Genomic DNA, 24743 nt, shown 5'->3' on the forward strand with positions numbered 1-24743 from the left:
GCGGCCCCATGTATCGGGCCGGGCCAGCGGGCTTGCTGCTGCGATCGTCCAGGTGATGTAACGACACCGGCCCGGCCGCCATTCCGCCGCCAGGGTGCCGCCGGTCACTGGACCGGGGACCCGATCCAGGCATGAACCGGACATAGCGCCGGGCGGACACCTGCGTGAAGCGGACAGCCGCCGCAGATCATCCCGGCCCGGACCATCGGCCCGTCCTGTTCTGGGGCCAGTGGTTTGTCGCCGCACGACGATCCGACCGGACCTCGACCGACGCCGTTTCGCCGAGATGGCGGCCTCCACGCCGATCCGACACCGCCGCGCCGGCGACACCGCCGCGCCGGCGACATCGGCTGACGCCCACCCGACCCGGACGGCGACCACCGGACGTCAACGGGTGAGGACCATTCTCGCCTCGGCGGCGGGCGTCGTCCGTCCGCCTGGCGGCAGGTAGGGCGGGTGTCCGCGTACCCGAAGAGGAGCCGGCGGGGGCGGGCGGTGGTCCGGAGGGTGGTTTGCGGGGTTTTGGTGGGTGTTGGTCGGCGGCGTGGGAACGGTCCGGGGCGGGGTGCCGGGTGTGACAGTCCCGTTTGTCGGCCGATCCGAGGCTGTCAGACCCGGTCACTTGGTGTCGGCTTGATAGCGATTGCCTAACGGCCGTTCCGCTGCGGGTGAGTCCTGTCATAGCCTCCCGCTCACGGACCGGCCATGAAACCGGCGTGGTCACGCGGATGACAGAGGTGAGAGATGCAGGCGAGAAGGCTTAGAACGGCCGTGACCCTCGCGGCCGTTGCAGCCCTGGCGGTCGGCGCGGCCGGCTGTGCGGAAAGCGACCGCAGCGACGACAGCGGCGAGGCCAAGACGGGCGGCACCTTCATCTTCGCGGGTGCCGGTGACCCCAAGAACTTCGACCCGATCTTCAACGACGACGGTGAGTCGTTCCGGCCGATCCGGCAGATGTACGACACCCTCATTCAGCACAAGCCGGGCACGGCCGAGCTTCAGGGCGGCCTGGCGGAGAGCTGGGAGCACGACCCCGAGGGCAAGGTCTGGACCTTCAAGCTGCGCCAGGGCGTGAAGTTCCACGACGGCACCCCCTTCAACGCCACGGCGGTCTGCTTCAACTTCGACCGCTGGTACAACATGAAGGGCGCCGCCGCCCAGTCGCAGATGATCTACTACATGGACGTCTTCGGCGGCTTCGCGAAGAACGAGAACCCCGACGCCGGCAAGCCGGTCTACAACAAGTGCGAGGCCAAGGACGACGGCACCGCCGTCATCACCCTCAACCAGTACAAGGGTGCGTTCCCCGGCGCCTTCGCGCTGACCGCGCTCTCGATCGCCAGCCCGGAGGCCCTGAAGAAGGGCGACGCCGACACGGTCAAGCAGAACGGCGACTCCTTCGAGTACAGCTCGTTCGCCACCAGCGGCCCCGTCGGCACCGGTCCGTTCACGTTCGGCGGCTGGGACAAGGCCAAGAACGAGATCACCCTGAACCGGAACCCGGACTACTTCGGGGAGAAGGCCAAGGTCGACAAGCTGATCATCAAGATCATCAAGGACGAGAACACCCGCAAGCAGGAGCTGCGCGCGGGCACCGTCCAGGGCATCGACTTCCCGGCCCCGGCCGACCGCAAGGCGCTCGAGGGTGAGGGCTTCCAGGTCGTCGCCCGGCCGGCGTTCAACATCCTCTACCTGGGCATCAACCAGAAGAACCCGAAGCTGAAGGACCTGCGGGTGCGTCAGGCGATCGCCTACGCCCTCAACCGTCAGCAGCTCGTGCAGACCAAGGGCCCGGGTGGCTCGAAGGTCGCCGACCAGTTCATGCCGGACACCGTGCTCGGCTACGCCCCGGACGTGCAGAAGTACGAGTACAACCCGGAGAAGGCCAAGCAGCTGCTCAAGGAGGCCGGCGCCGAGGGTCTGACCCTCAACTTCTACTACCCGCCGGACGTCTCCCGGCCGTACATGCCGAACCCGCAGGAGATCTTCACGATCCTCGCCAACGACCTGCAGGCCGTCGGCATCAAGGTCAACGGCGTGCCGCGTCCGTGGAACGGTGGCTTCAAGGACGACGTGCAGCAGTTCGGCAAGCAGGACCTGCACATCCTGGGCTGGACCGGTGACTACAACGACCCGGGCAACTTCGTCGGCACGTTCTTCGGTCGGGGCAAGGTCGAGTTCGGCGACCAGTCGATGACCGAGATGTTCGACGCCATCGCCAAGGCCGACGGCACCGTCGACGAGGCGGCCAAGAAGGCGGCCTGGGAGCAGGTCAACCGGGACATCGCCAGCAAGTGGCTGCCGGCCGTGCCGGTCTGGCACGCCCCGCCGGCCATCGTCGTCACCAAGGACGTCAAGGGTCTGGTCGCCAGCCCGCTGACCGACGAGCGGTTCAACACGGTCAGCGTCACCAAGTGACGTACGTCGGCTGACGCCGTAGGCGCGTATCGGCCCGGGTCGGGGGCTCCACCCCGGCCCGGGCCGATTCCGCGAACATCGAGAGTCTGGTGTGTGAGAGATGTTGCGAGTCATAGTCCGCCGCCTGCTGCAGCTGGTGGTGACCCTGATAGCGCTGTCGGCGCTGATCTTCATCTGGCTGCGGAACCTGCCCGGCGGCCCGGTGGAGGCGCTGCTCGGCGAGCGGGCCACCCCGGAACGCCGCGCCCTGCTGATCAAGGCGCTCGGCTACGACCAGCCGATCCTGGTGCAGTACGGCAAGTTCATGCAGCGGGTCCTCACCGGGGACTTCGGCAACTCGATCCGGACCGGTGACCCGGTCAGTGAGGTGATCGGGCGCGCCTTCCCCGCCACCATCGAGCTGGCCCTCGCTGCGATGATCATCGCGGTGGGCCTGGGTATCCCGCTCGGCTACCTCGCCGCCCGCTGGCGCGGTCGCTCCCTCGACAACCTGACGATCGCCGGCACCCTGATCGGCATCTCGATCCCGATCTTCTTCCTGGGCTACCTGCTCAAGGACGTGTTCACCCAGAACATCCACTGGTTTCCGCCGTCCGGGCGGGTCACCACCGGGCTGGACAACACCAACATCACCGGGTTCTACGTCCTCGACGGCCTGCTGACCCGGGAGTTCGACGCCAGCGCCGACGCGCTCTGGCACCTGATCCTGCCGGCGGTCACGCTCGCCACCATCCCGCTGGCGGTGATCGTCCGGATCACCCGGGCCAGCGTGCTCGACGTGCTCAACGAGGACTACGTGCGCACCGCCGAGGCCAAGGGCCTGCGGCACCGGACCATCCGGGGCCGGCACATCCTGCGCAACGCCCTGCTGCCGGTGGTCACCACCATCGGCCTGCAGACCGGCGCGCTGCTCTCCGGCGCGGTGCTCACCGAGAAGGTCTACAACTGGGGCGGGCTCGGCACGCTGATCGTCGACTCGATCACCGGTGGCCGGGACTACCCGGTGCTCCAGGCGATCATCCTGCTGGCCGCCCTGGTCTTCGTGGTGGTCAACCTCCTGGTCGACCTCTCCTACGCCTTCATCGACCCGAGGGTGCGTGTCCGATGACCGATCCGACCACCCAGGCCGGCGCCACCGCGCCGGCGCCCCGTACCGGTGACGAGCGCACGGGCGGCGTGAGCGAGCGGAACATCGGCCTGCTCGGCGACCGGAAGAAGGCGCGGCTGGACGAGCTGGCGCGGGCCACCGCCGACAACGGCGGCGTCAGCCTCTTCCGCGACGCGCTGGGGCGGCTCCGGCGCAACCCGGTCGCCATCGTCGGCGCCATCATCGTCGGGCTGTTCATCCTGGTGGCGGTCTTCGCGCCGCTGATCGCGCCGCACGACCCGGCGCAGGAGTTCGACGCGCTCACCAAGAACCTGACCGTGGAGAACATCCCGGGGGCCACCGACGGGCACCCGCTCGGCTCCGACCCGCTGGGTCGCGACTTCCTCTCCCGGCTCATCTACGGCAGCCGACAGACCCTCTTCGTCGGCGTGCTCGCCACCCTGATCGGTCTCTCCCTCGGCGTGCTGCTCGGCGCGATCGCGGGGGCCTTCGGTGGCTGGGTCGACGTCGTCCTGATGCGACTCACCGACGTGATGCTGGCGCTGCCCAGCCTCCTGCTGGCGATCACCCTGGTCGCCATGGCGAGCAAGTCCAGCCAGTGGACGGTCATCTTCGCGGTGGCCATCGTCAGCGTGCCGATCTTCGCCCGGTTGCTGCGTGGCTCGATGCTCGCCCAGCGGGAGAGCGACCACGTGCTCGCCGCGCGGGCGCTCGGCGTCAAGGAGCGCAACATCGTGCTGCGGCACATGCTGCCCAACTCGCTGACCGCGGTGATCGTGCAGGCCACGCTCACCTTCGCGGTGGCGATCCTGGACGCGGCGGCGCTCTCCTTCCTCGGCCTCGGCGACCCGGACATCAACCGCGCCGAGTGGGGCCTGATGCTCGGCGTGGACGGCGTCCACTACTTCGAGGCCCGCCCCGAGCTGGCCTACTACCCGGCGCTCGCGATCATCGTGGTCGCGCTCGGCTTCACCCTGCTGGGCGAGGCGATGCGCGACGCAATCGACCCGAAGAACCGGCGGTGAGGGCGGTGCGGCGGACCAGCACGGCCGGCGTGGGCCGCCGGCGAGGGCGAGGAGTGAGCTTGCGAGCCCCGCAGTCGCGGGCGACGGACCAGTGCCGGCGAGCGCGAGGAGTGAGCTTGCGAGCCCCGCAGTCGCGAGCGAAGGACCAGTGCAGTGAGGAAGTGACCCGATGAGCCTGCTCGACGTACGCGACCTGAGCGTGGTGTTCCAGCGGCGGGGCGAGCGGCCGTTCACCGCCGTGGACAAGGTGAGCTTCAGCGTGGAGCCGGGCCAGACGGTCGGCCTGGTCGGCGAGTCCGGCTGCGGCAAGTCCGTCACCAGCCTCGCGATCATGGGCCTGCTGCCCAGGCGGGGCAACAAGGTCAGCGGCGAGGTGCTCTTCGACGGCGCCGACCTGCTCAAGCTCCGCCCGGACGACATGCGGGACCGGCGTGGCCGGGACATCGGCATGATCTTCCAGGACCCGCTCTCCTCGCTGAACCCGGTGATCCCGATCGGTGTGCAGGTGGCCGAGGTGCTGGAGCGGCACCAGGGGATGGACCGCAAGAAGGCGCTGCGGGAGGCCCGGGAACTGCTCGACGCGGTCGGCATCCCGGACCCGGAGCGCCGGCTGAAGGAGTACCCGCACCAGATCTCCGGCGGCATGCGGCAGCGCGCGCTGATCGCCATCGCGCTGGCCTGCAAGCCGCGGCTGCTGATCGCGGACGAGCCGACCACCGCCCTGGACGTGACCATCCAGGCGCAGATCCTCACCCTGCTCAAGCAGTTGGTCGACGAGACCGGCACCGCGCTCATCATGATCACGCACGACCTCGGTGTGGTGGCCGGCCTCTGCGACACGGTGAACGTGCTCTACGGCGGCAAGGTGGTCGAGCGGGCCGCCCGGCACGAGCTGTTCGCCCGGGCCCGGCACCCGTACACCCACGGGCTGCTCAGCTCGGTGCCCCGGCTGGACTCGCCGCGCGGCGAGCGGCTGCACGCCATCCGTGGCTCGGTGGCCGACAACATCCCGTGGGCCGAGGGGTGCGCGTTCGCGCCCCGCTGCGACAACGTCGTGGACGCCTGCCTGGAGGGTCCGCCCCCGCTGGAGCCCACCGCCACCGGCGGCGACCTTCGCTGCAACAACCCCGTTTCCGAGGAGGTGGCGGTCCCGTGACCGAGCGGACCGGACCACTGGTCGAACTGCGCGACCTCAAGGTCCACTTCCCGATCAAGAGCGGCCTGCTCTTCGACCGCACCGTCGGGTACGTCTACGCCGTCGACGGTGTCTCGCTCGCCATCCGGGCGGGTGAGACGTACGGGCTGGTCGGCGAGTCGGGCTGCGGCAAGTCGACGCTGGGCCGGGGCCTGCTGCGGCTGGTCGAGCCGACCGACGGCGAGATCCTCTTCGACGGCGCCGACGTCCGGCAGCTCAAGGGCGAGAAGATGCGCCTGGCCCGCCGCCGGATGCAGATGATCTTCCAGGACCCGCTGTCCAGTCTGGACCCCCGGCAGTCGGTGGAGTCGCTGCTGGTCGAGGGGCTCAAGGCGCACGGCCTCGCCAACGACAAGGCGGCGACGAGCCGGCGGCTGCGGGAGACCCTGGAGGCGGTCGGCCTGCCCGCGTCGGCGCTGAGCAAGTACCCGCACGAGTTCTCCGGCGGCCAGCGCCAGCGCATCGGCATCGCCCGGGCGCTGGTGCTCAACCCGGAGCTGATCGTCGCCGACGAGCCGGTGTCGGCGCTCGACGTGTCCATCCAGGCGCAGGTGCTCAACCTGCTGGAGGACCTCCAGAACGAGCGCGGCCTGACGTACCTGATCATCGCGCACGACCTGGCGGTGGTCCGGCACATCGCCGACACGGTGGGCGTGATGTACCTGGGTGGCCTGGTGGAGGAGGCGTCCAGCGACGACCTCTACCGGGAGCCGATGCACCCGTACACCAAGGCGCTGATGTCGGCGGTGCCGGTGCCGGACCCGCTGGTGGAGGACCGCCGCGAGCGGATCCTGCTCGCCGGCGACCTGCCCTCGCCGACCAACCCGCCGTCCGGGTGCCGCTTCCACACCCGGTGCCCGTGGGCGCAGCCGACCCGCTGCGCCGACGAGCGGCCGGCGCTGCGCGAGGTGGTCGGCGGGCACAAGGTCGCCTGCCACTACGCCGAGGAGATCGCGGCCGGCCGGATCCGGCCGCACGAGGTGGAGCCGGAGCTGGTCCGGCCGGACGACGGTGGGGCGCCGGACACCGGTGAGCTGATCCCGACGCCGTGAGGGCGTGCCGAGGCTCCCAGCCCCGCGCGGGGTTGGGGGCCTCGGCGTGTCTCAGCCCTCCGGGCGGTTGAGCAGGGCGACCGCGACGGCGTGGACGGCGTCCAACCCGGCCGGGTCGGCCAGCGCGGCCTTCCCGCCGGTCACCGCGTACCACTCGTCGGCGTCCTTGTACTGCACGGAGAGGGTGACCTGCCCGTCGGCGTACCGGGTCTTCAGGGTCAGCTCGCCGGTCACCACGCCGGCCTCGTCGGTCATCACCCCGCCGGGCCCGGCGACCAGGTCGGCGGTCAGCTCCCGGGGGGACGCGTCCGGGCGGGTGTCGGCGCTCATCCCCGCCCCCGGCACGGCGGCGGGCGCCGCCGGGTGGCCGTCCGCGGTCATTCCGGCGGTGGCAGCCGTCGTGCCGGTGCCACCACCGCTGCCGGTGGCGGCGGCCGCGTCGTACCCGCCGGCGTCCGGCATCTGCTCCGGCGCGGGAGTCGCCCCGGCACCGGTCACGGCTTGTTCGCCCATGTGCAACCCTCCAACATGTCGCTGAGGGCGGCCTTCTCGGCGCTGGTCACCGTCAGCCGCCAGTGATGCTTGACCGTCACCCAGCTTTCCGCGTACTTGCACCAGTACGACCGGTTCGCCGGTTTCCACTGCGACGGGTCCTGGTCACCCTTTGCCCGGTTGGAGGTCGCGGAAACCGCGATGAGCTGCGGTCGGGTCAGATCGTTGGCGAAGTCCCCGCGCTTGGCGTCGTCCCACTCGTTCGCCCCCGAGCGCCACGCGTTGGCCAGCGGCACCATGTGGTCGACGTCCACGTCGGAGGGATCGGTGAAGGTGCGCCCGTCGTACACGCTCTCCCAGTGGCCGGCGACCACGTTGCAGCCGGAGAGGCGGATGTCCTCCCCGTCGCGCTTGAGCACGCTGTCCCGGACGTCGCAGTTGGTGCCGGTGTCCCGCCAGTGCGGGAACCGCTCGCGGCTGTAGCCCCGCATCGAGCCCGCCTTCGCGACGGTCAGCTCGGCCAGCTGTTCACCGACGTTGCCGGCGCTGCTCGGCGGCGCCTCCGGCTCGTCGAGCGAAACCTCGCAACCGCCCACGCCGAGGGCGAGCACCGCGGCGAGCGCGACGGCCACCGTCCCACGGGCTCCTGATCTGGTACGCACAGACGACACCTCTCCAGCTTGCGGGCTCCCGGCGATCCCGCACAGTACCCGGGCACGGTTTCGGCGTTTCGTGGAATCTCCCACGCGGCGCGGGCAGATTGGTACCCATGACCGCACCCCCTCACGCGCTCCGGCTCCGCAGCGGCGCGGGTCGGGGCACGTTGCTGGCGGCGATCCTCGCCTCCGGAATGGTCTTCCTGGACAGCACGGTGGTCAACGTGGCCCTGCCCCGGCTCGGCGCCGAACTCGAGGCGACCGTCGCGGGTCTGCAATGGACGGTCAACGGATACCTGCTGACCCTGTCCGCGTTCGTGCTGCTCGGCGGGGCGTTGGGCGACCGCTTCGGCCGGCGGCGCATCTTCCTGCTCGGGGTGGTCTGGTTCGCCGTCGCCTCCGTCCTCTGCGGCCTGGCCCAGGACACCGGCTGGCTGGTCGTCGCCCGGTTCCTCCAGGGCGCCGGCGGGGCGCTGCTCACCCCCGGCTCGCTCTCCGTGCTCCAGGCGAGCTTCCACCCCGACGACCGGGGCCGGGCCATCGGCGCCTGGTCCGGGCTGGCCGGCGTGACCACCGCACTCGGCCCCGTCATCGGTGGCTGGCTGATCGACGCGCTCTCCTGGCGGTGGATCTTCTTCATCAACCTCCCGCTGGCGGTCGCGGTGATCCTGGCCGCGCTGCGCTGGGTGCCGGAGAGCCGTGACGAGGACGCCTCACGCAGCGGGGGGAAGCGGTTCGACGTGACCGGGGCGCTGCTCGGCGCACTCGGCCTGACCGGCGTCACGTACGCCCTGATCGACGCCCCGGTGCGGGGCCCGCGCTCGCTGCCGGTGCTGCTGGCCGCGCTGGTCGGCGTTCTCGGCGCGGTGGCCTTCGTGCTGGTGGAGCGACGCCGGGGGGAGGCGGCGATGCTGCCCACCGGGCTGTTCACCAGCCGCCTCTTCTCGGCGCTCAACCTGTTCACCGTGGTGGTCTACGCGGCGCTCGGCGGCTTCATGTTCTTCTTCGCCGTCTACCTCCAGAACGTCGTCGGTTGGTCGGCGGTCCGCACCGGGCTGGCCAACGTCCCGATAACCGTGCTGCTGCTGGTCGGCTCGGCCCGGGCCGGTGCCCTGTCGGCGCGGATCGGCCCCCGGCTGCCGCTGACCGTCGGCCCGGTGATCGCCGCCGCCGGCCTGCTGCTGCTGCGCCGGGTCGGCCCGGGCGCGTCGTACTGGGTGGACGTGCTGCCCGGGGTGCTCCTCTTCGGGCTGGGGCTGACCCTGGTGGTGGCGCCGTTGACCGCGTCGGTGCTGGCCGCCGTCGCGGACCGGTTCGCCGGGGTGGCGAGCGGCTTCAACAACGCCGCGTCCCGGGTGGGCGGCCTGCTCGCGGTGGCCGCGCTGCCGCTGCTGGTCGGCCTCTCCGGCACCGGGTACGAGCAGCCGGCCGAGCTGACCCACGCGTACCGGGGCGCGCTGGACTGGTGCGCCGGGCTGCTGCTGGCCGGCGCGGTGACGGCCGGCCTGCTCGTGCACCGGCCGCCCCGGCCGGCCCCGCCGTCGTAGCCGCGCCCTCGCTGCCGCCTCGACCCACCGGACCGGTTGCTACGGTCGGCGGATGGACGATCATGACGACCGGCTGCGCTACCGGCTGCTGACCGGGCCGGACGACGCCGACTTCTGCCGCCGGGTCAGCGAGGCGCTGGCCGACGGCTACCGCCTGCACGGCTCCCCGGCCATCACCTTCGACGGCGAGCGGGTGGTCGTCGTTCAGGCGGTGGTGCTCGGCGACGGCTGGTCGGCCGGGGTCACCCCGGTCTGACCGGGCGCGTGCGGCAGGGCCCGGCCGGAGCCGGACCCTGCCGTGGCACCTCAGTCGCGGGCGCGGTTGACCGCGCTGGTGACCGCCTTCACCGAGGCGGTGACGATGTTGGCGTCCATCCCGACGCCCCAGACCGTCCGACCGTCGACGTCGCACTCGACGTACGCGGCGGCCTGCGCGTCACCACCGGAGGAGAGCGCGTGCTCGTGGTAGTCGAGCACGCGTACCGCGACGCCGACCGACTGGAGCGCGTTGACGTACGCGTCGATCGGGCCGTTGCCGACCGCGGCGAGCGCGCGGCGCTCCCCGCCGAGTTCCACCTCGGCCTCGATCTCGACCTTGCCGTCGACGGTGCCGATCGTGTAGCCGGACAGCGTGACGGCCGGGTCGCTCTGGTGGTCGAGCAGGTAGTGCCGGGCGAAGATCTCCCACATCGCGCCCGGCTCGACCTCGCCGCCGCCGTGGTCGGTGACCTGCTGGACCACCCCGGAGAACTCGATCTGGAGCCGGCGCGGCAGGTCGAGCTGGTGCTCGGTCTTCATGATGTACGCGACGCCGCCCTTGCCGGACTGCGAGTTGACCCGGATGACCGCCTCGTAGGTGCGGCCCAGGTCCTTCGGGTCGATCGGCAGGTACGGCACCGCCCACTGCTGCTGGTCGACCGGCACCCCGGCGGCAGCCGCGTCCGCGGCCAGCGCGTCGAAGCCCTTGTTGATCGCGTCCTGGTGCGAGCCGGAGAAGGCGGTGTAGACCAGGTCGCCCGCGTACGGGTGGCGCTCGTGCACCGGCAGCTGGTTGCAGTACTCGACGGCCCGCTTGACCTCGTCGATGTTCGAGAAGTCGATCATCGGGTCGATGCCCTGGGAGAACAGGTTGAGCCCCAGCGTCACCAGGTCCACGTTGCCGGTGCGCTCGCCGTTGCCGAAGAGGCAGCCCTCGATCCGGTCGGCGCCGGCCAGCAGGCCCAGCTCGGCGGCGGCCACCCCGGTGCCCCGGTCGTTGTGCGGGTGCAGGCTCAGCACCAGGCTGTCCCGCCGGGGCAGGTGCCGGTGCATCCACTCGATCGAGTCGGCGTACACGTTCGGCATGGCCATCTCGACGGTGGCCGGCAGGTTGACGATCAGCTTGCGGTCGGGGGTCGGGTCGACCACCTCGATCACCTTCGTGCAGACCTCCAGCGCGTACTCCAGCTCGGTGCCCGTGTACGACTCCGGCGAGTACTCGTAGTGGATCTCGGTGTCCGGGGTGTGGATCTCGGCGTACTTCTGGCACAGCCGTGCGCCCTGGGTGGCGATGTCGGTGATGCCGTCGCGGTCCAGCCCGAAGACCACCCGGCGCTGGAGCGTCGAGGTGGAGTTGTAGAAGTGCACGATCGCCCGGCGCGCGCCGCGCAGCGACTCGAAGGTCCGGTCGATCAGGTGCTCCCGGCACTGGGTGAGCACCTGGATGGTGACGTCCTCCGGGATCAGGTCCTGCTCGATCAGCTGCCGGACGAAGTCGAAGTCGGTCTGGCTGGCCGAGGGGAAGCCGACCTCGATCTCCTTGTAGCCCATCTGCACCAGCAGCTGGAACATCCGGCGCTTGCGCTCTGGGGACATCGGGTCGATCAGGGCCTGGTTGCCGTCGCGCAGGTCGACCGCGCACCAGCGGGGCGCGACGTCGACGTGCCGGGTCGGCCAGGCGCGGTCCGGCAGGTCGATCCGGAACTGCTGCTGGTACGGCTGGTAGCGGTGGAACGGCATCCGGCTGGGGCGCTGCCGGGCGATCGGATCGGTCTCGGCGTCAGTGGCGGGTTGAGCCATGGCGGAGTGCTCCCGTGGGTCATGTCGGGCGTCAGCAATCGGAAGGTGTCGGCGGGTGCCGGGCGACGATGCCCGGGCGGTGCCGAGGGGAAGTTCGGATGTGCTGGACGGCGCGGTTCGACTCCGCGACGAGGTGCCGGCCGGTCAGGCCTCGTCGCGGCGACCAAGGAGGAGGTACGCCTGCCACATGACAGGGTCACCCTACGTGGTGAGACGGGGGGTGGGAAGGCAGGTCCGGACTATGGGATCGGAGTCACGGCCCTCTCCGCCGGCTCCGAAGCGGTCTCGCCGAGGCGCGGCGTCCGCTCAGCCCAGGCGACCACAGGTACCACGGCCAACCCGATGATCACGAAGAGCGCCGCCGTCGGGTACCAGCCCCAACCGCCGGTGGCGACGCCGAGCGCGGTCAGCCCGGCCGGCGCGATCAGGTACTGCAACTGCGTGCCGAGCCGGAACGCCCCGACGTACGCGCCGCGCTGGGCGGCCGGCGGCAGGGTGGCGGTCAGCCCCCAGGTGCCGGCCGACTCGATCAACTCGGCCACGACGAGCAGCGCCGCGGCGGCCACCAGCACCACCACCGTGAGCCCGCCGCGGGTCACCCCGGAGAGCGGCAGGACCAGGCAGAAACCGGCGATCAGCAGGGCACCCCGGCGGGACGCCCGGGCTGCGCCGGAGGTGGTGTCGGCACCCCGGCTGGCCCGTACCTGGAGCAGCACGATCAGGATCGTGTTCAGCAGCACCAGCCCGGCGATCACCGTCTTCGGGGCGTCGGTGTGGCTCAGGATCCACAACGGCATCACCGTCAGGTAGAGCGTCTGGTGCGCGGTGAGCAGCCCGGAGAGCAGGGACACCGCCATGAAGGGGCGGTCCCGGAGCACGGCCAGCCGGCTCATCGGCTCCGCCGGCCGGGCCACCTCGGGCAGCCGGGGAAGCCGGCGGACGAAGACCGCCGTGACCAGGAACACCGCCGCGATGAACCAGACCATCCCCCGGTACGCCGCCATCGTGTCCACCGCGAGCACCACGCCGCTGATCACCGCCCCGAGCCCGAATCCGACGTTCAGCGACGAGCGCTGGTACGCCATCGCGGTGACCCGCTCGGCGGGGGGCAGCGCGTTGATCGAGTAGACCTGCCGGGCCACCCCGGTGGCGGCGTCCACCGCGGCCAGCGTCACCACCACCGCGAGGAATCCGGCGAAACCGCCCACGAACGGGTACGCCGCGAAGAGCGCCGCGTCAAGCACCAGGCCGGCCAGCCAGACCCGCTGTGGGCCGTACCGGTCGGTGAGCCCGCCGAGCGGCACGGTGCCGAGCAGCGACACTCCGGCGGCGATGGACAGGCCGAGCCCGACCTGGGTGGCGCTGAGCCCGAGCGCGCGGGTGAAGAAGACCGCGCTGCCGGCCTGGAAAAGGCCGTTGCCGACGGCGTAGACCATCGCCTGCACGGCGAGGGCGCGAGTCAGGCCGGCGGGTGGCACGACGTGCCGGACGGCGGTGCGGATGGTGTCGCTGGTCCCCATGGCCGTCGAGCAAACCGTGCCCCCCACCGACGGGTCGAGCCTTTTAGGCTGGGCCGAATTCTCGACGGGGGTGGGGATGTCGCAGCTGCGGTTCGAAACCGCCGACGTCGCGGGGGTGCGGTTCGCGGTGTCCCCGGTCTGGGAGACCGTCTCCAGCCTCTGGGGGCTCGACGAGCCGGCCCGGCACGCCGTGCACCTGCCGTGGATCGACCGGGCCCGGCGGGTGCTCCGCCGGCCGGAGGTGGCCGTCCGGGTCCGCCCGCTGATCCAGCTGACCCAGCCGCGCCGCTGGTTGCCCGACTTCCTCACGCCCCCACCCACCCGCCCCGACGTGCAATTCGACGAGCAGCTCGACCAGATCGCGGCGACCCCGGCCGACGTGGTGGTCCGGGACCTGCTGGCCACCACGCCGTCGCGTCCGCTGAGCCCGTTCGGGGCGGCCCTGCGCGACGATCCGCGCGGCCTGCTGCCACAGCTCGTCACCGCACTGCGGGTGTGGCACGAGGAGGCGTTGGCGCCGGCCTGGCCACGGATGCGGTCCCTGTTGGAAGCGGACATCGCGCACCGGGCCGGCACGCTCGCCGAGCGAGGGGCCGGCGAGTTCTTCGCGCACCTGCACCCGACCCTGCGGTGGGCCGGTGACCGGTTGGTCAGCGACGACCCGTGGCGGCTCGACTTCGACCTGGGTGGGCGCGGCCTGACGCTCAACCCGGGCGTCTTCACCGACCGTCGGGTGCTGTGGAACCTGCTGGAGGACTCGCCGCCCGGCGGCACGTACCCGGTGCGGGCGGTGGCCACCCTCTGGGAGGCCGCCCCGGCGCCGCCCGGCGACCCGCTGGCCCGGGTGATCGGGTCGGGCCGGGCGGCGCTGCTCCAGCTGCTCGACAGCGCGGCCACCACCAGCGACCTGGCCCGGCGGACCGGGATGTCGGCGGGAAACGTCTCCCAGCACCTGGCCGCGCTGCACGCCGCCGGGCTGGTCTCCCGGGTCCGGCAGGGGCGGCACGTGCTCTACCGGGGAACCGACGTGGCGGCGGTGCTGCTGCGGGCCAGCCGGGGAGAGTGACCGCCCGACGACGGTTCTCCCTCCGGCCGGCCAGCGGGTGGCGCCGGATGGCTCAGCGCAGCAGCAGGGCGTGCATCGGGTGTCGGCGGCGCAGCGCGGTCTCCCGCCGGCGCAGCTCCTCGGGCAGGTCGAGCGGGTCGCCGAGTCGGCCCACCGCCACCACCACCAGCGGGCGTACGGCGGGTGGCAGGTCGAGGTCGGCGCAGAGCGCGGCGCGGTCGAAGCGGGTGAGCTGGTGCACGTACAGGCCGAGCGCGGTGGCCTGCACGGTGAGGTGGGCCATCGCCTGCCCCAGGTCGTACGCGGCCCGCTCCGGGTCGGTGCCGGCGTGCGCGCCCACCACCAGGGCGCCGGCGTGCCGGGCCCAGCGCTGGTCGGGTTCCGGGAGGCTGACCAGGGTCCGCTTCCAGGTCTCGTCGTCGCGGTGGCCGAGGGCGAACCGCCAGGGCTGGGCGTTGCCCGTCGAGGGGGCCCAGCGGGCGGCCTCCAGCAGCGAGGACGCCTCCTCCCCGGTCAGCTCGGCGGCCGGGTCGAAGGCCCGGGGACTCCAACGGAAGGCGAGTAGTGGGGTGAGGTCGACCATGCGAAGAGCGTCCCGTATGGGTGATTCGCCCGGCGAGGCGGGTGGGGGCAAATGTGGTCAATCGCACCCGTAACGCCGCGCCGGGTCAGGACGTTCCCGCGCCCGTGCTGTCGCTCGGCTCGGGTGCCGCCACGCCCAGCGGCTCGGCGTTCACCACCGGCCCGGCCAGCGGCGCGGTGGCCGGCCCCGGCCCGGGCGGCCCGGCCAGGGTGAGCGTGCCGAGGGCGGCTCGGACGTAGGTGGGCGTCCCGTCCGGCTCGTAGCAGTAGATCCCGACGTCCAGCGGCGGGTTGAGCGAGGCGGAGGTGGTCTCCACCGCGTAGCAGGTGCCGGCCACGCCGGCCGGCGCGGTGGCGGGGGAGACCGCGAGCGGCGTGCGTCGGTCGGTGAGCACCTCCAGCCAGTCGGTGAACGGGTGCTGCACCCGGGGGTCCAGCCGGCGCGGCACCGCGTCGTCCCGGTCGCCGAGGCGGACGCAGCTGGCCGCCTCCGGGCGGCCGGCAGACGGCAGGCCGCACTGGAAGAGGCCGTCGGCGGTGGCGGCCAGTGAGACGTCCGCCGTGCCGCCGAGCGCGCCCCCCGGGACGTCGACCCGCCAGGTGCCGTCCGCCGCGCTGGTCACCGTGACGTCCCGGGTCGGCCCGTCGGTGCCGGTGAGGGTGTAGCGGGCGGTCAGGTGGCGGTCCCGCGCCGCCGCCGCCAGCGCGGCCAGCTCGTCCCGGGCCGCGTCCACCTCGGCCGGTGCCGGGTCGGCGGACCCGGCGGTGGGTGGCGGGGCCGGCCGGTCGGCGGTGCAGCCGGTGAGGAGCGCCGGCAGGAGCAGGACCAGGACTCCGGCCGACCGGAACGTCGCGCGCAGATGGGCAGGCACCGGGTCATTCTGCGCCGCCCGCCCGCCGCCCACGGACCCGTGCCGTCGACGACGGCCGGCGTGTCGGCGGGCGTCGGCGCGACCGCCCTGGGCAGGGCGTCGACCGGGCGCTTCCGCCGGATGGTGGGATCACCCGACCCGTCCTCGCGTACCGCCCGATACCCTGGACAGGTCTGACACGCGCCGCCGGACCATTGACCGGCGGCGTCGGCACGCTCAGGGTCGTCGCTGGGAGGGAGTGCACCGTCGTGGCACTCGTGGTGCAGAAGTACGGCGGGTCCTCCGTCGCCAACGCCGAGCGCATCAAGCGGGTGGCGGAGCGGATCGTCGCCGCCCGCAAGGCCGGCGACGACGTGGTGGTGGTGGTGTCCGCGATGGGCGACACCACGGACGAGCTGCTCGACCTGGCCAACCAGGTCAGCCCGCTGCCGCCAGGCCGTGAGCTGGACATGCTGCTCACCGCCGGCGAGCGGATCTCCATGGCGCTGCTCGCGATGGCCATCCACAACCTGGGGTACGAGGCCCGCTCGTTCACCGGCTCGCAGGCCGGTGTCATCACGACCTCGGTACACGGGCGGGCGCGGATCATCGACGTCACCCCGGGCCGGCTCAAGGGCGCGCTCGACGAGGGCGCGGTGGTGATCGTCGCCGGCTTCCAGGGCGTCTCGCAGGACACCAAGGACGTCACCACGCTGGGCCGGGGCGGCTCGGACACCACCGCCGTGGCGCTCGCCGCCGCGCTGCGCGCCGATGTCTGCGAGATCTACACCGACGTGGACGGCATCTTCAGCGCCGACCCGCGGATCGTGCCGAACGCCCGGCACATCAAGCAGATCACCTACGAGGAGATGCTGGAGCTGGCCGCCTGCGGCGCCAAGGTGCTGCACCTGCGCAGCGTGGAGTACGCGCGGCGCGCGGGGTTGCCGATCCACGTCCGTTCGTCATACTCGACCAACACCGGCACCATGGTCACCGGATCGATGGAGGACCTTCCCGTGGAACAGGCACTGATCACCGGGGTCGCCCACGACCGCAGTGAAGCCAAGATCACGATTGTCGGCGTGCCGGACGAGCCCGGTGCCGCCGCCAGGATCTTCGACACCGTGGCCGGCGCCGAGATCAACATCGACATGATCGTGCAGAACGTCTCCACCGAGGGCACCGGTCGCACGGACATCTCGTTCACGCTGCCCAAGACCGACGGGCCAACCGCCATGGCCGCGCTCAGCAAGATCCAGGAAGCCGTCAAGTTCCGCGGCCTGCTCTACGACGACCACGTCGGCAAGGTGTCGCTGATCGGCGCCGGCATGCGGTCGCACCCCGGTGTCGCGGCCGGCTTCTTCGCCGCGCTCGGCGCGGCCGGGGTCAACATCGAGATGATCTCCACGTCGGAGATCCGGGTCTCCGTGGTCTGCCGCGACACCGACCTCGACAAGGCGGTGCGGGCCATCCACGACCAGTTCGAGCTCGGCGGCGACTCCGAGGCCGTGGTCTACGCGGGGACGGGACGGTAGCGCCCGTGTCGGCGCAGCCCACGCTCGCCGTCGTCGGGGCGACCGGCGCCGTCGGGACCGTGATGTGCGAGCTGCTCTCCTCCCGGCGCAACGTCTGGGGCGAGATCCGGCTGCTCGCCTCGGAACGTTCCGTCGGGCGCAAGCTGCGCTGCCGGGGCGAGGAGTTGACCGTCGGCGCGCTCACCCCGGAGGCGTTCGACGGCGTCGACGTCGCCATGTTCGACGTGCCGGACGACGTCTCCGTCCGGTGGGCGCCGGTCGCGGTGTCCCGCGGGGCGGTCGTGGTCGACAACTCCGGCGCGTACCGGATGGACCGCGACGTGCCGCTGGTGGTCCCGGAGATCAACCCCGAGCAGGTGCGCAACCGGCCCAAGGGGATCATCGCCAACGCGAACTGCACCACGCTCGCGATGATCGTGGCGATCGCCCCGCTGCACCGCGAGTACGGCCTGCGCGAACTGGTGCTCGCCTCGTACCAGGCGGTGTCGGGGGCGGGTCAGGCCGGCGTGGACGCGCTGCACCTCCAGCTCGGCAAGATCGCCGGGGACCGGGTGCTCGGCTCCCGCCCGGGCGACGTGCGGCAGGCGGTCGGCGACGAGCTCGGCCCGTTCCCCGCGCCGCTGGCGCTCAACGTGGTGCCGTGGGCCGGGTCGCTCGGCGACTTCGGGTGGTCGTCCGAGGAGTTGAAGATCCGCAACGAGTCGCGCAAGATCCTCGGGCTGCCCGACCTGAAGGTCTCCGCGACCTGCGTACGGGTGCCGGTGGTGACCGGCCACTCGGTGGCCGTGCACGCGGTCTTCGCCACCGAGGTGGACGCCGAGGGCGCCCGGGAGGCGCTGCGCAACGCCCCCGGCGTGATCCTGGTCGACGACCCCGCCGCCGGCGAGTTCCCGATGCCGATCGACGCGGTCGGCACCGACCCGTCCTGGGTCGGCCGGATCCGCCGCGCCCTGGACGACCCGCGCGCCCTGGACCTCTTCGTCACCGGCGACAACCTCCGCAAGGGCGCCGCCCTCAACACCGCCCAGATCGCCGAACTCCTGGCCAAGGAACTCACCCGTCCCTGACCCCCACCCGGGGCACCCCGCCCAAGGGTGGCCAGCTTCAGACAAAGAGGCCCTATCCAGGCGCGGATAGGGCCTCTTTCTGTGAAAGTGCGGTGGGGTCGGTGGGGGTGGGTTAGGCGGCGGCTAGGCGGACGCCGTCGCGGCCGTGGCGCTTGACCGCGTAGAGGGCCTGGTCGGCGCGGCGGAGGGTGAGTTCCGGGGACTCGCCGGCCTGGGGGAGGGCCACGCCGACGCTGATGGTGCGCCCGGTACGTCGGGCCGCCTCGGTCAGCCGCTCGGCGATCCGGACCGCCTCCTCGGGGCGGCTCACCTCGATCACCGCGACGAACTCGTCGCCACCCACCCGGTACAGCTCGTCGCCTTGGCGCAGCGCGCCCTCCAGCGCTCGGGCCAGTCCGACCAGCAGCCGATCGCCGGCCTGGTGGCCGTACGTGTCGTTGACGGTCTTGAACCCGTCCACGTCGATGGCGAGCAGGGCGGTACGCCCCGGCGTGGCCGCCCTGATCCGCTGGCCGAACGGCCCGGTGTGCCGGAGCCCGGTGAGCGGGTCGGAGCTGGCCTGCTCGCGGAGCCGGGCCAGCGTACGGAGCCGGTCCAGGGCACCCCATGCCTGCCCGGCCAGCAGCTCGATCAGGTTGACCGTGGTCGGGTCGGGCCGCAGCAGCCGCTCGTCGGCGACCAGCAGCACCCCGCCCGCGTCGGGCTGGCCGACCGGCACCGACACCAGGGTGCGTACCCCGGCCCGGGCCAGCGGCGCGTACTCGTCCGTGGGCGGATGACCCGCCTCGCCCAGCGTGTACGCGGTGCCGTGCCGGTGGGCCCGGGCCACCATCCGGCTGAGCGGCCCGGCCCCGGCCTCGGTCAGCTCGGCCCGGATGCGCGACTCCAACTCGCCCGGCGCGCCGGTCGGGTCGCCGAGGCGGGGGCCGCCCCGGCCGGCGAGGACCAGCACGGCGCAGGAGAGGGTGGAGACGTCCCGGGCCGCGGTGAGGGCCGCGGCCATCAGGTCCCGACCGGTCGGGGCGGCGGTGAACGCGGTGGAGTGTCGCAGCAGCTTCTCGCTGCGGCTCTCGGCCGGCGGTCCGCCGAGGGCCACGATCCGCGCGCCCAGCCGGCCGGCCAGCCGTTCCGCGGTCTGCCGCCACCGCCCCAGCTCGGCCGGCCCGCTCCACTGGAGGTCGAGCACCCCGATCGGGCGGCCCGCCGGGTCGAGCACCGGTACGCAGATCTCGGCGGTCACGTCCGGGCGCAGCGGGAGGTAGTCCGGGTCGGCGGTGACATCGGGCACCGTGGCCCCCTCGGCGGAGGCGTAGACCCGGCCGACGATGCCGGACTTCGGCGGCACGGTGGAGAAGACCTGCCATGATCCGGTGGCGGCGACGCAGCGCAGCCGGTCGTGGACCTGGAGCAGGACGGAGATCGTCGCGGGGGCGTACCGGGCGAGCGCGGTGACGGTCCACTGGCACGCCTCGACGGCGGTCGACGCCATCGGCAGGCGGACCGTGACGTCGCGGACGACTCGCTCGTGATCCACGTTCTTCCAGGTGGGGGTGGGCCCGGCCGGCGCCGGGGCTGCGATCAAGCGTACTCAGCCGATGGCGGTCCGCCACGCGAAAGATCATCTGGCGTTCGTACACATGTGCCATCCACAGGCTGTGGACACGGCCTGTGGGCTGCGCGACGGGCCCGCCCGCGACGGCTCGCCGGGTTAGCGTGAAGGTCCCGGTCGCAGTGGAGGAGCCATGCTCATCGCCCAGCTGAGTGACCCGCACCTGACCACCGGCGTGCTCGGCGCCGTGCCCGCCGCCGGTCTGCACCGCGCGCTCGGCCGGGTGCTGGCGCTGCGCCCCCGCCCGGACTGCGTGGTGATCACCGGCGACCTGGTGGACCAGGGCCGCCCCGACGAGTACGCGGTACTGCGCGAGGTTATCGGCCGGTATCCGCTGCCGGTGCACCTGGTCGCCGGCAACCACGACGACCGCGAGTCGCTGCTGGACGCCTTCGGCGGCACCCCGTACCTGGGCGGCGGCTTCTCCGCGTACTACCACGTCGATCATCCGGACGTGACCGTCGTGGTGCTGGACTCGCTGACTCCGGGGGAGGGCGGCGGCCGGCTCGGCGAGGACCAGCTGGGCTGGCTCGACGGGGTGCTGGCCGGCCGCCCGGACGTGCCCGCCCTGGTCTGCCTGCACCACCCGCCGGTCGCCGTCGGCGTCCCGGCCGCCGACGCCGTCCGGCTCGCCGACGGTGACGCGCTCGCCGAGGTCGTCCGCCGACACCCCCACGTGGTACGCGTCGCCGCCGGCCACCTGCACCGCCCGGTGACCACCGGGTACGCCGGCACCGTGCTGACCGTCGCGCCGAGCACCTGGCGGCAGGCGTCGCTGACCATGAGCGCCGACGACGAGATCGGCTGGGTCGACGAGCCGACCGCCTTCCTGCTGCACGCGGTGGACGACGGCGGCTGCGTCACCCACACCGTGCAGGTCAGCCATGCCGCCGGTCAGACCTGCGGCTACTGACCTTCGCCGGGTGCGGCTCCTCTGGTACGTCGCGTACGGGTCGAACATGGATCCGGCACGGCTCGGCTGGTACCTCTCCGGTGGCCGGCCACCCGGCGGGCTGCGGTCGTACCCCGGGTGTCGGGACTGCCGGCCACCGCGCCGGACGGAAGCGGTGCTGGTCCCCGGCGGCGTGCACTTCGCCGGGGAGTCCCGGGCCTGGACGGGCGGGATGGCGTTCTACGACCCCGAGCTGCCGGGCACGGCGGCGGCGCGCGGCTACCTGCTCACCGCCGGGCAGTTCGCCGACATCGCCGCGCAGGAGATGTACCGCCCGCCCGGCGCCGACCTCGACCTGGTCGCCGTGGCCGTCGAGGCCGGACGGGCCACCCTCGGCCCCGGCCGGTACGAGACGCTGCTGCGGGTCGGCGTGCGCGACGGGGTGCCGATGCTGACCTTCACCGCGCCCTGGCGGGCGGGCGAGGTGGAGTGGACCGCGCCGGCGCCGTTCTACCTGGGGATGATCGCGGCCGGGCTGCGGGCGGCGCACGGCTGGTCGGTCGCGCGGACCGTCGCCTACGTGGCCGACCGCCCCGGCGTGACCGGGCACTGGACCCGCGCCGACCTGACCGACCTGGTGGCGGCCGTGCCGACACGCTGACCTGACCGCCGTCGGGCAGCCGGCGGACGATGCGCCGATCGGGCCGCGTCGCCCGGCCGGTCGGCGGTCGGGCGTCGGCGGAAGGGCTGCTCCGGGGCCGACGATCGCGCCGACGCCGGTCACCGTCCAGTCTCGACCCACCGGGACTCGCGGATCTGTTTGCCGGCGCAGAGGTTTCACGGTCCACAATTGCCGCACCGCATCGATAGCCTTGGCCCACTCCGTGGCCGGCCCCCGAGGTCGGCCCGACTCTGACCAACCACCGGGCGGGCCACCGACCCGCGCAGGCCGGGCGGCCGGCATCCCGAAAGGGGCGGGAGCCGGCACGCCATCCGACCGCCCCGGGCAGCGGGCGCCGGCTCCTCCGCACCGGGAGCCGCCGCCCCTGCCCGGGGCGGCCGACCACGCCTTCCGGCGACCGCCCCTCGGCCGGTGGCCGGCGCTGCGGGGGGTCGGCCACGTCTCCGCGATCGCCCCTCGGCCGGTGGCCGGCGCTGCGCCCGGTCAGCCGAGCAGGAGGCGGCGCAGCTCGGCGGCGAGCCGGTCGGCGGGCACCTCGTGGAAACCGCCCTCCAGGCTCACCCGCCGGGCACCCGGCACCGCCTCGGCGGTCGCGCCCGTCGCGTCGCGCAGCCACTGCGGGCTGCCCGTGCTGTCCAGCACCACCGTCGGCGCGGTGATGGTGGCGAGCCGGTCGGCGGGAAGAGTGCCGTCCCCGCTGACGGTGGCGTCGTGGACCAGGGACGGGGCCATCATCTCCAGCCAGGGCCACATCGGCTGGTCACGCATGCCGCGTACCTGGTCGGCGGGAAGGCCCACCGCGTCGCGCAGGAAGCACTCGACCGCGTCGCCCCGCCGCCCCGCCGACACCAGCTCGGCCAACCGGGGCGCGAGCGCCGCGACTGATCCGTCGTGCGGCCCGACCCGGAACGGCGGCTCGAAGAGGGCCAGCCCCGCGACCGGGAGCCCGGCGGCGGCCGCCAGGGCGGCGAGGATCGCGCCGGACGAGATCCCGTAGAGGTACGCCGTGCCACCGGCCGCCTCGATCAGCGCCGCCAGGTCCTCGATCTCCCGCTGCACCGCGTACGGGGCGGTGTCGCCACTGTCGCCCCGGCCGCGCCGGTCGTACCCGAACACGATGAAGTCCTCGGCCAGCGCGGCGGCCACCGCGCGGGTGGTGGTCCGATCGTTGAACGCGCCGCCCACCAGCACGATCGCCGGCCCGTCGCCGCTGCGCTCGTACGCGATGGTCGTGCCGTCGGCGGAGCGCACCGTGCCCACCGCCAGGGTCGCGTCAGTCATCCGTGGATCCTCTCCTCGTCGTCGTCTCCCATCCTGGTCGGTGCCACCGACGCGAATCCGACGCCGACCGCCGGACCGCTTTCACCTACCCGTCATGTCGGAATGGTCCGAACGTCCAGGCCGGGTCACCTCACGTATCCGCAGGTCTGTTCGACTTCCCCAGTCGACCGGGGTGGGCGGAGATGAGAGGCTGTCCCCTGACGGAGCGGCGACCCCCGACCGCCGCCATCCGCGATCGCCCCTGTCACGGCACGGATCAGGGTGGCCGGGCGAACCATCGCCCGTGCCGCGTCCAACGCCGAACCTCACGAGGAGTTCCATGTCCGTCCCCGGGATGCGTCGGGCCGCCATCGGCCTGACCGCACTCGCCGCGGCCGCGCTGAGCACGGTCGCCGTCAACCCGAGCCAGGCCGAGGCCGGCCCCAAGCCGGTCGACGTCAAGCTGCTCGCCCTCAACGACTTCCACGGCAACCTCGAACCGCCGACCGGCTCCAGCGGCAACATCGCCGGCCAGCCCGCGGGTGGCGCCGAATACCTCGCCACCCAGCTCGCCGCCCTGCGCGGCGCCACCGAGGAGGAGCAGGAGCGCACCATCACGGTCGCCGCCGGTGACCTGATCGGCGCCTCCCCGCTGCTCTCCGCCGCGTTCCACGACGAGCCGACCATCGAGTCGCTCACCATGGCCGGGTTGGACTTCGCCAGCGTCGGCAACCACGAGTTCGACGAGGGCGCCAACGAGCTGCTGCGCATCCAGAACGGCGGCTGCCACCCGGTCGACGGCTGCGCGGACGGCACCCCGTACACGGGCGCAGGCTTCCAGTACCTCTCCGCCAACGCGTTCAAGACCGCCACCGGCCAGCCGCTGCTGCCGCCGTACGCGGTCAAGAAGGTCGACGGCGTCAAGGTCGGCTTCATCGGGATGACCCTGGAGGGCACCCCGCAGATCGTCTCCCAGGAGGGCGTCGCCGGCCTCACCTTCAGCGACGAGGCGGAGACCGCCAACAAGTACGCCCGCATCCTGCGCTCGCAGGGCGTGCAGAGCATCGTCGTGCTGCTGCACGAGGGCGGTCAGCAGGAGGCTACCGGCGGCATCAACGACTGCAAGGGCTTCACCGGCCCGGTCGTCGACATCGCCAACCGGATGGACCCGTCGATCGACGTGGTGGTCAGTGGGCACACCCACCAGGCGTACAACTGCGAGATCAACGGCAAGCTGGTCACCAGCGCCAGCTCGTTCGGACGCCTGGTCACCGACATCGACCTGCAGATCGACCGGAAGACCGGCGACGTGCTGACCGCCAAGGCCAACAACGTCGTGGTCACCCGGGACGTCACCAAGGACGCGGCGCAGACCGAGCTGATCACCCGTTACAAGACGGCGCTCGGCCCGGTCGCCACCAAGGTCGTCGGCGAGACCGCCGAGCCGCTCAACCGCGTGCAGGAGACCCTGTTCGGTACGGCCAAGGGCGAGTCCCCGCTCGGCAACGTGATCGCCGACGCGCAGTTCGCGGCGACCGACAACGAGCAGGGCGCGCTCGGCGCGTTCATGAACCCCGGTGGTGTCCGCGCCGACCTCGACGCCGGCCAGGTCACCTACGAGGAGGCGTTCACGGTCCAGCCGTTCGCCAACAACCTGGTCACGCTCGACCTCACCGGCGCGCAGCTCTACTGCGTGCTGGAGCAGCAGTTCGTCGTCGGCCGGACGCTCTACCCGTCCTCGACGGTCCGCTACACAGTCGACGTGAACGGCGCCACCGGCACCACCGCCGACCCGTGCGCCGGTACCCGGGTCGTCCGGGGCAGCCTCACCCTCGGCGGCGTGACGGTCACCGACGCCGGCACCTACCGGGTCACGGTGAACAACTTCCTGGCCGGTGGCGGTGACGGGTTCACCGCGCTCAAGAGCGGCACCAACCAGGTCACCGGCATGATCGACCTGGATGCCTTCGTGGCGTACCTGACCGCGTCCTCGCCGGTCTCCGCGCCGGCCCTGGACCGCATCCGCACCACCGCCGAGGTCCCCGCCGCCTGACGGCAGGACCCCGCCCACGAACGGGCCCCGGAGCAGTCGCTCCGGGGCCCGTCCCCGTCCCCGGTCGCCGCGCCC

At 72.6% G+C, this 24743-nt stretch carries 21 protein-coding genes; 13 read left to right on the top strand and 8 right to left on the bottom strand.

Translation table 11 applies throughout. The features are described from left to right. The first annotated feature begins 744 nt into the window (after nt 1–744). The 5 genes from ACTMTB_RS00005 (at nt 745) to ACTMTB_RS00025 (ending at nt 6798) form a co-directional block, all read left to right on the top strand. Entirely contained in the window at nt 745–2418 is a 1674-nt protein-coding gene (locus tag ACTMTB_RS00005) for an ABC transporter substrate-binding protein (protein WP_210776036.1), read from the top strand. A gap of 100 nt (nt 2419–2518) precedes the next feature. Then, nucleotides 2519–3526, top strand: a complete 1008-nt coding sequence (locus ACTMTB_RS00010; RefSeq protein ID WP_210776037.1) for an ABC transporter permease — start codon at nt 2519–2521, stop codon at nt 3524–3526. Next, entirely contained in the window at nt 3523–4551 is a 1029-nt protein-coding gene (locus ACTMTB_RS00015) for an ABC transporter permease (protein WP_280837382.1), read from the top strand. Before ACTMTB_RS00010 ends, ACTMTB_RS00015 begins: the two co-directional genes overlap by 4 nt. Before the next feature lie 169 nt (nt 4552–4720). Beyond that, complete coding sequence (locus ACTMTB_RS00020; RefSeq protein ID WP_210776038.1) at nt 4721–5707, top strand: ABC transporter ATP-binding protein; 987 nt, start codon at nt 4721–4723, stop codon at nt 5705–5707. Then, entirely contained in the window at nt 5704–6798 is a 1095-nt protein-coding gene (locus tag ACTMTB_RS00025) for an ABC transporter ATP-binding protein (RefSeq protein ID WP_441141883.1), read from the top strand. Before ACTMTB_RS00020 ends, ACTMTB_RS00025 begins: the two co-directional genes overlap by 4 nt. A 51-nt stretch (nt 6799–6849) precedes the next feature. Here ACTMTB_RS00025 and ACTMTB_RS00030 read toward each other — a convergent pair whose 3' ends face one another. Both ACTMTB_RS00030 and ACTMTB_RS00035 read right to left on the bottom strand, forming a co-directional pair. Further along, nucleotides 6850–7311, bottom strand: coding sequence for a hypothetical protein (locus ACTMTB_RS00030; RefSeq protein ID WP_441141884.1), 462 nt, complete (start codon nt 7309–7311; stop codon nt 6850–6852). Next, a complete protein-coding gene (locus ACTMTB_RS00035; RefSeq protein ID WP_154941296.1) occupies nt 7293–7952 on the bottom strand; it encodes an HNH endonuclease family protein in 660 nt (219 codons plus the stop codon). Before ACTMTB_RS00035 ends, ACTMTB_RS00030 begins: the two co-directional genes overlap by 19 nt. Before the next feature lie 107 nt (nt 7953–8059). On the opposite strand from ACTMTB_RS00035, the gene ACTMTB_RS00040 reads away from it, so the two are divergent. Both ACTMTB_RS00040 and ACTMTB_RS00045 read left to right on the top strand, forming a co-directional pair. Further along, a complete protein-coding gene (locus ACTMTB_RS00040) occupies nt 8060–9493 on the top strand; it encodes an MFS transporter (RefSeq protein ID WP_441141886.1) in 1434 nt (477 codons plus the stop codon). A 52-nt stretch (nt 9494–9545) separates the two neighbouring features. Beyond that, nucleotides 9546–9749 carry a DUF1737 domain-containing protein gene (locus tag ACTMTB_RS00045; RefSeq protein WP_441141888.1) on the top strand — a complete coding sequence of 68 codons (204 nt, stop codon included), beginning with the start codon at nt 9546–9548 and terminating at the stop codon, nt 9747–9749. A gap of 50 nt (nt 9750–9799) precedes the next feature. On the opposite strand, the gene leuA is transcribed toward ACTMTB_RS00045, so the two are convergent. Both leuA and ACTMTB_RS00055 read right to left on the bottom strand, forming a co-directional pair. Further along, nucleotides 9800–11551, bottom strand: a complete 1752-nt coding sequence (leuA, locus tag ACTMTB_RS00050) for a 2-isopropylmalate synthase (RefSeq protein ID WP_441141890.1) — start codon at nt 11549–11551, stop codon at nt 9800–9802. Nucleotides 11552–11790: 239 nt separating this feature from the next. Then, on the bottom strand, nt 11791–13071 hold the full coding sequence (locus tag ACTMTB_RS00055) for an MFS transporter (protein ID WP_441141892.1): 1281 nt from the start codon (nt 13069–13071) through the stop codon (nt 11791–11793). Between the two features lie 76 nt (nt 13072–13147). On the opposite strand from ACTMTB_RS00055, the gene ACTMTB_RS00060 reads away from it, so the two are divergent. Beyond that, a complete protein-coding gene (locus ACTMTB_RS00060) occupies nt 13148–14137 on the top strand; it encodes an ArsR family transcriptional regulator (RefSeq protein ID WP_441141894.1) in 990 nt (329 codons plus the stop codon). A gap of 52 nt (nt 14138–14189) precedes the next feature. On the opposite strand, the gene ACTMTB_RS00065 is transcribed toward ACTMTB_RS00060, so the two are convergent. Both ACTMTB_RS00065 and ACTMTB_RS00070 read right to left on the bottom strand, forming a co-directional pair. After that, nucleotides 14190–14720, bottom strand: coding sequence for a nitroreductase family protein (locus ACTMTB_RS00065; RefSeq protein WP_441141896.1), 531 nt, complete (start codon nt 14718–14720; stop codon nt 14190–14192). Nucleotides 14721–14805: 85 nt separating this feature from the next. Continuing rightward, nucleotides 14806–15591 (bottom strand): hypothetical protein, encoded by a 786-nt coding sequence (locus ACTMTB_RS00070; RefSeq protein WP_441141898.1) that lies wholly within the window; start codon nt 15589–15591, stop codon nt 14806–14808. Between the two features lie 248 nt (nt 15592–15839). Between ACTMTB_RS00070 and ACTMTB_RS00075 the strand changes: the two genes are divergently transcribed. After that, a complete protein-coding gene (locus tag ACTMTB_RS00075) occupies nt 15840–17105 on the top strand; it encodes an aspartate kinase (protein WP_154941300.1) in 1266 nt (421 codons plus the stop codon). Between the two features lie 5 nt (nt 17106–17110). Then, a complete protein-coding gene (locus tag ACTMTB_RS00080) occupies nt 17111–18172 on the top strand; it encodes an aspartate-semialdehyde dehydrogenase (protein ID WP_441141900.1) in 1062 nt (353 codons plus the stop codon). Nucleotides 18173–18284: 112 nt separating this feature from the next. Here the strand turns inward: ACTMTB_RS00080 and ACTMTB_RS00085 are convergent, their stop codons facing one another. Then, nucleotides 18285–19661, bottom strand: coding sequence for a diguanylate cyclase (locus ACTMTB_RS00085; protein WP_441142588.1), 1377 nt, complete (start codon nt 19659–19661; stop codon nt 18285–18287). Between the two features lie 253 nt (nt 19662–19914). Between ACTMTB_RS00085 and ACTMTB_RS00090 the strand changes: the two genes are divergently transcribed. Next, nucleotides 19915–20694 (top strand): phosphodiesterase, encoded by a 780-nt coding sequence (locus ACTMTB_RS00090; RefSeq protein ID WP_441141902.1) that lies wholly within the window; start codon nt 19915–19917, stop codon nt 20692–20694. 10 nt (nt 20695–20704) lie between these two features. After that, nucleotides 20705–21334 carry a histone deacetylase gene (locus ACTMTB_RS00095; protein ID WP_441141904.1) on the top strand — a complete coding sequence of 210 codons (630 nt, stop codon included), beginning with the start codon at nt 20705–20707 and terminating at the stop codon, nt 21332–21334. 504 nt (nt 21335–21838) lie between these two features. Here the strand turns inward: ACTMTB_RS00095 and ACTMTB_RS00100 are convergent. Beyond that, on the bottom strand, nt 21839–22636 hold the full coding sequence (locus ACTMTB_RS00100; RefSeq protein ID WP_441141906.1) for an alpha/beta fold hydrolase: 798 nt from the start codon (nt 22634–22636) through the stop codon (nt 21839–21841). 319 nt (nt 22637–22955) lie between these two features. Between ACTMTB_RS00100 and ACTMTB_RS00105 the strand changes: the two genes are divergently transcribed. Further along, nucleotides 22956–24668: a bifunctional metallophosphatase/5'-nucleotidase gene (locus ACTMTB_RS00105; RefSeq protein WP_441141907.1), complete on the top strand. Its 1713-nt coding sequence runs from the start codon at nt 22956–22958 to the stop codon at nt 24666–24668. Nucleotides 24669–24743: the final 75 nt, after the last annotated feature.

The sequence above is a fragment of the Micromonospora sp. L32 genome, from assembly GCF_052068055.1.
GTDB lineage: Bacteria > Actinomycetota > Actinomycetes > Mycobacteriales > Micromonosporaceae > Micromonospora > Micromonospora purpureochromogenes.

Excerpts from the sequence above, each read along its gene's own strand:
- ACTMTB_RS00005 (WP_210776036.1), top strand. The coding sequence starts at position 745 with ATGCAGGCGAGAAGGCTTAGAACGGCCGTGACCCTCGCGGCCGTTGCA.
- ACTMTB_RS00010 (WP_210776037.1), top strand. The coding sequence starts at position 2,519 with ATGTTGCGAGTCATAGTCCGCCGCCTGCTGCAGCTGGTGGTGACCCTG.
- ACTMTB_RS00015 (WP_280837382.1), top strand. The coding sequence starts at position 3,523 with ATGACCGATCCGACCACCCAGGCCGGCGCCACCGCGCCGGCGCCCCGT.
- ACTMTB_RS00020 (WP_210776038.1), top strand. The coding sequence starts at position 4,721 with ATGAGCCTGCTCGACGTACGCGACCTGAGCGTGGTGTTCCAGCGGCGG.
- ACTMTB_RS00030 (WP_441141884.1), bottom strand. The coding sequence starts at position 7,311 with ATGGGCGAACAAGCCGTGACCGGTGCCGGGGCGACTCCCGCGCCGGAG.
- ACTMTB_RS00040 (WP_441141886.1), top strand. The coding sequence starts at position 8,060 with ATGACCGCACCCCCTCACGCGCTCCGGCTCCGCAGCGGCGCGGGTCGG.
- ACTMTB_RS00045 (WP_441141888.1), top strand. The coding sequence starts at position 9,546 with ATGGACGATCATGACGACCGGCTGCGCTACCGGCTGCTGACCGGGCCG.
- leuA (WP_441141890.1), bottom strand. The coding sequence starts at position 11,551 with ATGGCTCAACCCGCCACTGACGCCGAGACCGATCCGATCGCCCGGCAG.
- ACTMTB_RS00055 (WP_441141892.1), bottom strand. The coding sequence starts at position 13,071 with ATGGGGACCAGCGACACCATCCGCACCGCCGTCCGGCACGTCGTGCCA.
- ACTMTB_RS00060 (WP_441141894.1), top strand. The coding sequence starts at position 13,148 with ATGTCGCAGCTGCGGTTCGAAACCGCCGACGTCGCGGGGGTGCGGTTC.
- ACTMTB_RS00065 (WP_441141896.1), bottom strand. The coding sequence starts at position 14,720 with ATGGTCGACCTCACCCCACTACTCGCCTTCCGTTGGAGTCCCCGGGCC.
- ACTMTB_RS00085 (WP_441142588.1), bottom strand. The coding sequence starts at position 19,661 with ATGGCGTCGACCGCCGTCGAGGCGTGCCAGTGGACCGTCACCGCGCTC.
- ACTMTB_RS00090 (WP_441141902.1), top strand. The coding sequence starts at position 19,915 with ATGCTCATCGCCCAGCTGAGTGACCCGCACCTGACCACCGGCGTGCTC.
- ACTMTB_RS00100 (WP_441141906.1), bottom strand. The coding sequence starts at position 22,636 with ATGACTGACGCGACCCTGGCGGTGGGCACGGTGCGCTCCGCCGACGGC.
- ACTMTB_RS00105 (WP_441141907.1), top strand. The coding sequence starts at position 22,956 with ATGTCCGTCCCCGGGATGCGTCGGGCCGCCATCGGCCTGACCGCACTC.